At 64.1% G+C, this 9,354-nt stretch carries 11 protein-coding genes; 2 read left to right on the top strand and 9 right to left on the bottom strand.

Going from position 1 to position 9,354, the window contains the following annotated elements; translation table 11 throughout:
• On the top strand, positions 1 to 781 hold a 781-nt coding region (ybgF, locus tag GEV06_08365; protein ID MPZ17909.1), incomplete at its 5' end, for a tol-pal system protein YbgF.
• Between the two features lie 247 nt (positions 782 to 1,028).
• The gene (ssb, locus tag GEV06_08360) at positions 1,029 to 1,454 is read left to right on the top strand and encodes a single-stranded DNA-binding protein (protein ID MPZ17908.1); all 426 of its coding nucleotides are present in this window, start codon (positions 1,029 to 1,031) and stop codon (positions 1,452 to 1,454) included.
• A 162-nt stretch (positions 1,455 to 1,616) separates the two neighbouring features.
• Here ssb and GEV06_08355 read toward each other — a convergent pair whose 3' ends face one another.
• From GEV06_08355 to lptB, 9 genes are all read right to left on the bottom strand, one after another.
• On the bottom strand, positions 1,617 to 2,015 hold the full coding sequence (locus tag GEV06_08355) for a cupin (protein MPZ17907.1): 399 nt from the start codon (positions 2,013 to 2,015) through the stop codon (positions 1,617 to 1,619).
• The gene (ptsP, locus tag GEV06_08350; GenBank protein MPZ17906.1) at positions 1,936 to 3,771 is read right to left on the bottom strand and encodes a phosphoenolpyruvate--protein phosphotransferase; all 1,836 of its coding nucleotides are present in this window, start codon (positions 3,769 to 3,771) and stop codon (positions 1,936 to 1,938) included. The genes GEV06_08355 and ptsP overlap by 80 nt, the downstream gene beginning before the upstream one ends.
• Entirely contained in the window at positions 3,759 to 4,037 is a 279-nt protein-coding gene (locus tag GEV06_08345; protein MPZ17905.1) for an HPr family phosphocarrier protein, read from the bottom strand. The genes ptsP and GEV06_08345 overlap by 13 nt, the downstream gene beginning before the upstream one ends.
• Positions 4,034 to 4,474, bottom strand: coding sequence for a hypothetical protein (locus GEV06_08340; protein MPZ17904.1), 441 nt, complete (start codon positions 4,472 to 4,474; stop codon positions 4,034 to 4,036). The genes GEV06_08345 and GEV06_08340 overlap by 4 nt, the downstream gene beginning before the upstream one ends.
• 19 nt (positions 4,475 to 4,493) lie before the next feature.
• Positions 4,494 to 5,504: an RNase adapter RapZ gene (gene rapZ / locus GEV06_08335; protein MPZ17903.1), complete on the bottom strand. Its 1,011-nt coding sequence runs from the start codon at positions 5,502 to 5,504 to the stop codon at positions 4,494 to 4,496.
• A complete protein-coding gene (gene hprK / locus GEV06_08330) occupies positions 5,501 to 6,475 on the bottom strand; it encodes an HPr(Ser) kinase/phosphatase (GenBank protein ID MPZ17902.1) in 975 nt (324 codons plus the stop codon). The genes rapZ and hprK overlap by 4 nt, the downstream gene beginning before the upstream one ends.
• Positions 6,476 to 6,576: 101 nt before the next feature.
• Positions 6,577 to 7,125 carry a ribosome-associated translation inhibitor RaiA gene (gene raiA / locus GEV06_08325; protein MPZ17901.1) on the bottom strand — a complete coding sequence of 183 codons (549 nt, stop codon included), beginning with the start codon at positions 7,123 to 7,125 and terminating at the stop codon, positions 6,577 to 6,579.
• A gap of 21 nt (positions 7,126 to 7,146) precedes the next feature.
• The gene (gene rpoN / locus GEV06_08320; protein MPZ17900.1) at positions 7,147 to 8,583 is read right to left on the bottom strand and encodes an RNA polymerase factor sigma-54; all 1,437 of its coding nucleotides are present in this window, start codon (positions 8,581 to 8,583) and stop codon (positions 7,147 to 7,149) included.
• 37 nt (positions 8,584 to 8,620) lie between these two features.
• Positions 8,621 to 9,346, bottom strand: a complete 726-nt coding sequence (gene lptB, locus GEV06_08315) for an LPS export ABC transporter ATP-binding protein (GenBank protein ID MPZ17899.1) — start codon at positions 9,344 to 9,346, stop codon at positions 8,621 to 8,623.
• Positions 9,347 to 9,354 lie beyond the last annotated feature (8 nt).

Genomic DNA, 9,354 nt, shown 5'->3' with positions numbered 1-9,354 from the left:
TGCCGATCAGAAGTTGCTCGTCGACAACCTCGGCAATGACGTCAGCGTCGTGCGTGAGAAGTTGGACGACACCGGTGTTCGGCTGAACTCGCTCTCGCAAGAGATGGATGCCCTGCGGCGTTCGGTCGTGAGCGCCGCCGCCGCTCGTACGGAGACCCCGACGCCGATGCCGGTGACGAGGGAGGGCGAGACGGCGAGCCCAGCGACCACGGGCCCGGAACCAAACCCTGAGACGACGGGCCCTGAGACAACAAGCCCCGAGACCACAAGCCCCGAGACTGCAGAGCCTTCGGGAACGACACTCCTTCCGGTGCTGCCCGCGGACACATCAGAGACGGATCCAACCGAAGAGGCTTCACCGGAGGCAGCGGCGGCTCCCGCCATTCCGCCCGGTGCCTCTCCCTCCCGCATGTTCGACTCGGCATTTGCCGACTACGCCTCCGGGCAGTGGACGCTCGCCATCGCTGGGTTCGACAGCTTCCTTCGCACGTTCCCTCAGTCCGATCTCGCCGACAACGCGCAGTTCCTCATTGGCGAGGCCTACTCGATGGACCAAAAGCTGACCGATGCGGTCTCGTCATATGACAAAGTGATCGCAGACTATCCGGACGGCGACAAGGTGCCAGATTCTTTGTACAAGAAGGGACTTGCGCTCAGTCTGCTCGATGAGGAAGATCGCGCCCGTGAGGCGTTCGAGACCGTCATCAAGGAACACTCCGATAGCGAAGCGGCAACGCTCGCCAAGCAGGTCCTCGACGGCATGAACCGCCGGTCACGGTAATAACTGCAACAGGCGCGGGGGTACGTCTGCTTCAGTTTCTGCAGCTCGCACCCCCGCCGACGCTAATCGAGACCCGGATATCGGAGTACAAGTCGCACCATCCTGTCGGACTCGTTCTTGCACATAGGGCTTGCGCCTCGATCGACGCACGTAGCGCAGGCCTTTAGGCCTGCCTGGCCCCGCAGTTGGCAGGCCTAAAGGCCTGCGCTACGAGTGCCAATTCAAGTGAATTCTGAGGGAACAGACCATGGGCAGTGTGAACAAAGTGATTCTCGTTGGCAATCTCGGACGCGACGCCGAGCTGCGCTTCACGCCGGCTGGCGTGGCCGTATCGAACTTCAGCCTGGCAACCACGGACCGGCGGAAGGACTCGCGGACAGGCGACTGGCAGGACCAGACGGAGTGGCACCGGGTCGTTCTCTTCGGCAAGCAAGCCGAGTCTCTGCAGGACTACTTGAAGAAGGGAAAGCAGATCTACGTGGAGGGGCGCCTGCAGACGAGATCTTGGGACGATCGTGACGGCCAGAAGCGCTATACCACCGAGGTACTGGCCGACCGCATCCAGTTGCTGGGTGGTGCGCCGCGTGGCGCCGCCGCGACCGATGCCGACTCCGGCGCTCCGGAGCCGGCACCTGTTGGTGGTCCCGCCGCGGACGACGATATTCCTTTCTAGGAACAGGGATCAAGGGAACTAGGGATCAAGGGATCAAGGGCACGGTTGTTCGAGCGCATGAGGCCTACGTCGGAACCGGCAGGGCGGCTCGCCGCGATTTGCTTACTCCGAGCTACCTTCCCCTAGATCCCTAGATCCCTAGATCCCTAGATCCCTAGATCCCTAAGCCCCCGTATCGACCCGCCCGTACCGATCTTCCAACCTCACCACGTCATCGAGCTCCGGCGTAGAGACTTCGAAGACGTCACAGTCCTCGAGCGCCGTCATCCGGTGCACGGTCGTTGGTGCCACGTGGACACGGTCACCCGGGGCGAGCTCCCTCGCCACCAACGTTTCCCCTTCCTGCATCTCGAAGAGCAAACGCCCGGACGAGAGGAAGATCGTCTCGTCCTTTTTCCGGTGGTATTGCAGGCTCAGGGCGTGTCCCTTGGTAATGTGAATGAGCTTACCCACATAGCGGTCCGTGATGGCCCAGTGGAGCTCATAGCCCCAGGGCTTCTCGACGCGCGGGATGTTCTTCTGCTCCACGGTGCTCTCCCAGAGAAGGGTCCTTCGCCGCATCGACTTCGCTCAGAGACGACGCGTCTGGCGTCGGCTCGGTGATTCCTGACACCTTCTTGACCTCGCCCGGCGTGGTGGCCCGGAGCGCGGCGCGCGCAATACGCCGCGCCTCGACCAAATGCACGGACCGGATGACCTGCTTCACCGCTGGGATTGCCACCGGCGTCATGCTGAACTCCGTGATGCCGAGCCCGAGCAGGATCGTGATCACGAGCGGATCGGACGCCATCTCACCGCACACGGAGACCCGCATGTTGTGGCGACGCCCAACGCGCTGCACCTGGCGCACCATGCGGAGGATAGCAGGATGGAGCGGCTCGTAGAACTGCTGCATCCGGTCGTCGGTACGATCGGCGGCCAGCGCGTACTGGATCAGATCGTTCGTGCCGAGACTCAGGAAGTCCGCCTCGGGAGCGATCAGATCCGCGGTCAGCGCCGCAGACGGCACCTCGATCATGGCGCCAACCGGAACGGGAGACGGCGACTCGCCGCGCTTGCGAAGCTCGTCGGCCGCCTCCGCGAGCACCTGGCGCGCCTCGCGGAGCTCGTCGGCTCCTGAGATGAACGGAAACATGATCCGCAGCCGTCCATGAGGAGCTGCGCGTAGAAGGGCCCGCAGCTGCGTGCGAAACAGGTCGCGCAGTGAGAGCGACAACCGAATTGCTCGCAGGCCGAGCCGCGTGCGCAAAGCTCCGGTTCCTGCCGAGGATCGGCCTAGCTGGTCCTCCCCCGCGTCGAACGTGCGTATCGTGACCTCGCGACCCTGCATCCGCTCGAGCATGTCGCGGTAGGCCGCACACTGCACATCCTCGGTCAGCTGCTCGATCGAGCAGTTCGCCAGCAAGAATTCCGACCTGTACAATCCCACAGCCTCCGCTCCGCACGCCAGCGCCTGTGTCGCATCATCAGGCAGCTCGAGGTTGGCGTGCAGGCGAATGGCGACACCGTCGGCGGTGGTCGCCGGGAGCTCACGCAGCTCGACGAGACGATGTTCCTCCTCGACGCGCGCCGCGTGACGCGTGGCCACGCGCTCCGCGAGATCTTCTGGCGGATCGACGAGAAGCTCCCCGGCGGCGCCGTCGAGCACGACGAGCGTCCCTGGGGCGATGCGGCGGCTCGCATCGTGAAGACCGACGACGGCAGGCACGCGCAGCGAGCGTGCCAGGATGGCCGTGTGATACGTACGCGTTCCCGCATCCGTTGCGAAGCCGGCCACGCGTGACCAGTCGACTTGGGCAGCAATCGACGGCGGCAGATCGTCGGCCACGATCACACACGGTCCAGGCACGCTACGCAGCAGCTCCGCCGTGCCGTCACGACCGGGGCTTCGCAGGTTCATGCGGAGGCGACCGACGACGTCGGCAAGATCACCCCGTCGGTCGCGGAGGTAGGGATCGTCGGTCTCGAGCAGTCGCGCGGCAATATCCTCTGCGGCCTTCGTCGCGGCCCAGCCGGCATTGAGACGCCCTTCACGAATGAACGCATCGGCGCGTCCCATGAACAACGGGTCGTCGAGCATGAGCAGCTGCGCGTCGAACAGCGCGGCGTACTCTGGGCCCGCCGTTCGACTCACATGTGCTTGAATTTCGCGGAGCTGGGCGCGGGATCGCGCGCGTGCGGCGTCGAGGCGTGCACACTCGCTGGCCACGGCGTCCGGGAGAATCCGATAGCGGACGTCGCGCGTCTGCTGGCGCACGACCAGCGCGCGGCCACGGGCGAGCCCAGGCGAGATACCCAGCCCGATCAGTTGGAGCATGTGTCTTCTCCGAATCCAGCTGCCACAAGGGCGCTCAATCGATCGATAGCGTCGGTCTCATCGACACCGTCGGCTGAGATCGTCATGGTGGTGCCACAGGCGGCACCGAGTAACAGCAGGCCCATGATGCTCTTCCCGTTCAGGGTGCGACTGCCCCGCGTGACCTTCACGTCGGCGGCAAACTCACTGGCGAGGCGCACGAAGCGTGCCGCCGCGCGCGCATGGAGCCCCAAGGAGTTGACGATGGTGACCTCTCGCGACATCATGCGGTCGCATCGTCCTTTCGCACCAGATCGGATGCCACCCAGATCGCTTCGCGCGCGTGCTCGCGCACCTGCCGCGCCACGCTCAGCAGATCCGATGAAGTCCGCAAGCTCACGACCTTGATGACCATTGGGAGGTTCACGCCGGTCACGACCTCCACTTGACCCGCTTCCAGGAACGAGATGCCAAGGTTCGACGGTGTCCCTCCGAACATGTCGGTCAGGATGAGCACGCCCGACGGCGACGCGACGCGACGTGTGGCCTCCGCCAGCTCCTCGCGCGCCGCTTCCACATCATCGTGCCACCCAATCGAGACGGCTCCGACCTGCGGGAGCTCACCGGTGATCATTTCCGCAGCGTTCACGAGCTCGGTGGCGAGCTGCCCGTGGGTCACCACTACGACGCCAATGAGTGGCGCTTGGTCGGTCTCTGTGCTCATGGCAGCGCGCCCTACCTCCCTACTCCGCGGCAATATCCCGGTGCCTAACGCGAAGCCGCATGCCTTCGACGTTGCGGAGAGACGCCTTGAGCGCCTCTGCCATGGCAACCGAGCGGTGCTTGCCGCCAGTGCAACCAATGCCAATCGTGACATAGCTCTTGCCCTCACGGGCATAGCGCGGCAACAGGAACTCCAACAAGCTGGTCACGCGCTCCAGGAATTCGGCCGTCTCCGGATACCCGTCCAGATATTCGCGAACACTCCGCTCGCGGCCCGTGTGGTCGCGCAGAGCCGGAACAAAATGTGGGTTCGGGAGGAACCTGACGTCGAAGACCAAGTCGGCGTCGAGCGGCACGCCATGCTTGAAGCCAAAGCTCACGAGCGTGACCAGCGGGCCGCCGACCGATGCTGGATCACGCGCGGTCGACATGAAGGCATGCCGTAGCTCGTGGACCGTCGTATCGCTCGTATCGATGATCTCGTCAGCCATGCGCCGGATCTTTGCGAGGCTCTGGCGCTCGCGGCGGATCGCATCTGCAACCGGACGCTGCGGGTCGAGCGGATGTGGCCGCCGCGTCTCACTGAATCGGCGCACGAGTGTCGCGTCGGACGCCTCGAGAAAGATGAGCAGTGGTGACAGCCCTGGCAGACGCTGCAGCTGGCGATAAACACGCGGCAGTCGCTCGAGAAACGCTCCCTCGCGCACGTCGACGACCACTGCGGCGCGGGGCAATTCGGGGCGCCCCCGGCGCATCAGCTCGGCAAAGGTCGGCATGAGGTCGATTGGCAGATTGTCGACGCAGAAATAGCCGAGATCTTCGAGGGCGCGAATCGCTTGAGACTTCCCCGCTCCCGAGAGACCGGTGAGAACGATGAAGTTGCTGGTGGGTGGCGAAGCGTCGCCTTGCTTCGACCGAGGTCCTCGCGTCCTCCCCCGCGCGCCCCTAACGCTCTCGGTAGGGCCGCCTCGCCGAGGCGGCCGTGACGACGCGGGAGGCTGACGCGCCCTACCTGGATTCCGAGATCTCACCGCTCGTCCTCCGTCGGAGCATCCTCCGCGCGGTCTCCCCCGTGCAGCACACGGTCGAGCCGCGCGACCAAGCGGCGTGCGCTCGAGCGACCGGAATCCTTGACGAGATGATTGCGTGCCGCCACCTCCACGAGAATGGCGATATTACGGCCGGGTGCCACCGGGATCCGCACGAAGGAGATGGGCACGCCGAGTAAGTCCATCGTGAGCTCTTCGAGACCGAGGCGCTCGTAATCGCTGGTTGGATCCCATCGCTCGAGCTGGACGATGAGCTCGACGCGCTTGGAAGGGCGTGTTGCCGCGGCGCCGAAGAGGTCGCGAACGTTGATGATGCCGAGGCCGCGCACCTCCATGTGGTGCCGTGTCGGTGCCGGGCACGTGCCGATCACCACCGATTCCGCGCGGCGCCGGACTTGAACGGCATCGTCGGCCACCAGTCGGTGACCGCGCCCAACCAGGTCGAGCGCACACTCGCTCTTCCCGACGCCGCTTTGCCCAATGACGAAGACGCCCAAGCCGAGGATGTCGAGCAGCACACCGTGCACGATCGTGCTCGGCGCAAGCTGATCGTCGAGCCAGCTGGTCAGCGTGACGAGCACCTCAGCGGTGGGGCGAAGGGTGGTCAGAAGTGGAACACCGGCAACGTCCGCAGCGGCGCGGAGGTCGTCGCTGGCGGCCAAGCCTGCCGTGACGAGCACACACGGCAGGCTCTGCGCAAACGCTCGCTCGAGCGCTTCCCGGCGCGCGTCGTCTGCAAGAAGCTCCAAGTAGCGAATCTCACTCGCGCCAAGCACGAGCACGCGGCCTGGCTCCAGGTATTCGTGAAGCCCGGCGAGCGCCAAGCCGGTCTTCTGGATTGGTATGTCGGTGATCTGGCGGTCCAACCCGCGACCGCCGGCAACAAGCGTGAGATCGGCAAGCGGAATTCCGGCGCTCAGCTCGAGCAGCGCACGCACGGTCAGGGATTCCATAAGTGCCAGTGCCACGTAGCGCAGGCCTTTAGGCCTGCCAACAGCGACGCAGGCAGGCCTAAAGGCCTGCGCTACGACTGACCGTTCAAGCGAGCTCTGGCCTAAGGCTCGATGAGCCCGAGATGCCCATCCTTCCGCCGGTAGAGGATCGTGACCTCATCGGTCTCGGCATTACGGAACACCAAGAACGCATTCGTGTCGACGGCAACCGCCAGTGCCGCATCTTCGATGCGCATGGGCTTGACGGCGTATCGTCTGGCGCGGACGATATGCGGCCCCTGCGACGGTGCCTCCTCCGGCCGTGCGACGGCAGGGGTCACGGTGCGGCCGCCTCGGGCGCGGCGCTTCCGGTCCTCCCATCGCTCCTTGACCTTATGGGCTTGCTGCATCACCTTCTCGACCGCGACACCGACCGACTGCGGCCAGGTGCCGTCGTTGCCGAGCCCCTTGAGGATGTGATCCCCACGGGTATGGACGATGATGTCGGTGACGTGACGATGCTTCTCACGCGTCAGGACGACCTGGGCCGAGAGAGCGTTGTCATTGAGGAGTCGTTCGAGACGCGTGAGCCGCCGGCCGACCAGCTGGCGCAGGCTCGGCGTGATCTCGACGTTGCGACCGGTGAGCGCGACACGCATGGCAGTGGACAAGGGGGGTGGCCCCCTGTTTCCTCAGTACAGCAGCTTTCGCTGATTGGACGTCGGAATCTTCAGCTCCTCGCGGTACTTGGCGATGGTCCGTCGCGCGAGGTGCAAGCCTTCGTGCTGCAGGATGCTCACGATCTTCGAATCGCTGAGCGGCTTGGCACCATCTTCGTTCTCGATGATCTTCCGGATCCGCTGCTTGATGGCGACCGATGAGACGTGGTCGCCGTACGAGCTGCTGATGCCGCTGTGGAAGAAGTACTTCATTTCGAACACCCCTTGCGGGGTGTGCATGTACTTGTTGTTCACCACACGGCTGACGGTCGACTCGTGCATGCCGATGTCGTTGGCGACATCTCGTAGGACGAGGGGGCGCAAGGTCTCGATCCCGTGGTCGAGGAACTCGCGCTGGAAGTTGATGATGCTCGTGGCGACCTTGTGAATGGTCTTCTGACGCTGGTCGATCGACTTGATCAACCAGAGCGCGGAGCGGAACTTTTCCTTGACGTATTGCCGCGTCTCTTCGGTGTTCTCGCCCCCCTTCTCGAGCAGGCGTCGATAGGTAGGGCTGATGCGTAGCTGCGGCAAGCTGTCGTCGTTGAGGAGCGCGACGTATTGGTCATCGACCTTGGCGATGTACACATCCGGGGTGACGTACTGCGAAGGCGACGGATTGTAACGGCTCCCCGGCTTTGGATCCAGCCGACGGACGATCTCGATGTGCGTCTTGAGCTCTTCGATCGGCATGCCCATGCGGCGCGCCAGCTCCGGCACTTGATGGTTTTGCAGCAGCCGCAGGTGCTCGACGACGATCTTTTCCGCCGGTGAGCCGGTGAGCCCGAGATAACGAATTTGTAGGAGTAGGCACTCCTGCAGATCGCGCGCCGCGACGCCGATCGGATCGAACTGCTGCACGAGTGCGAGTGACCGCTCTACATCGGCGATCGGCCAAGTGCCCATCTGCGCGATCTCGTCGACCGATGCTACCAGATACCCATCGTCGTTGAGATTGCCGATGATGGCCGTGCCGATCTCGCGTGGCACCGCGTCGTCGGTTTGCAGCGAGAGCTGCCACATGAGGTGATCCGAGAGCGAGCTGGGCATCGAGAGCGTGTTCTCGATGGGCGGCAGCTCCTTGACTTCCTGCGGCATGCGGGGCCGGTAGCCCTCGTCGAGATAGTCGCCGAAGAAGTACGCGTAATCCTGCTCGTCCCAACTCTCGAATCGATCCTCTTTGGCCGCTGGCGGCGCCTCTTCTTCCGTCTGGGCCTGCGTCTGTGCGTCGGTTCGTTGAGCGTCTTCGACGGGGACTTCCTCGAGCAGAGGATTCTCCACCAGCTCCTGGGTGATCATGTCTGCCAGCTCCAGGGTGGAGAGCGGCAGGAGCTTGATCGCCTGCTGCAGCGACGGCGTGAGAATCAGCTTCTGCTGCAGTCGGGTGTGTAGCTTCTGCTGGAGGGCCATAGCAACGAACTACCGGGGTGACCTCTGACCTTCTATCCTAGTCCAACCGGAACTCCGATCCGAGATAAATGCGCCTGACGTCCTCGTCGGCCGCAAGCTCGGCGGGTGTTCCACTGCGAAAGATCACCCCTTCGTGCACGATATGCGCGCGATCGGTGATCTTGAGCGTTTCCCGGACGTTGTGATCGGTGATGAGTACACCGATACCGCGCGACTTCAGATGAAAGATGATCTTCTGAATGTCTGCGACCGCGATCGGATCGATGCCGGCAAACGGCTCGTCGAGCAGGATGAACTTGGGCGAGTTGACCAGCGCTCGCGTAATCTCGACTCGGCGGCGCTCGCCGCCAGACAACGTATAGGCTCGCGAGCGGGCGAGCGGGAGCAAGTTGAGTTCGGCCAGCAGATCTCGCAGCCGTGCTCGGCGTGTCGCGCGATCCAGATCCAGGGTCTCGAGAATCGCGGCGATGTTCTGCTCGACCGTCAGGCCACGGAAGACCGACGGCTCCTGGGGGAGGTACGCGATCCCCTTCCGCGCTCGCACGTACATGGGATCGTGCGTAACGTCGGTCCCGTCGAGCTCAACCCGACCACGGTCCGGCGCCGTCAAGCCCACCACCATATAGAAGGTGGTCGTCTTGCCCGCGCCATTCGGCCCAAGCAGCCCCACGACTTCGCCCGAGTGAACTTCGAGGCTCACATTCCGTACGACCGTTCGACCGCCGTACGATTTGGTGAGCCCAGTTGTCTGGAGCGTCGGCATGACGACCG

The sequence above is a fragment of the Luteitalea sp. genome, assembly GCA_009377605.1.
Lineage (GTDB): Bacteria > Acidobacteriota > Vicinamibacteria > Vicinamibacterales > Vicinamibacteraceae > WHTT01.
Note: the sequence above shows the minus strand (reverse complement) of the source record. Positions and strands in the feature narration are given on the sequence as shown.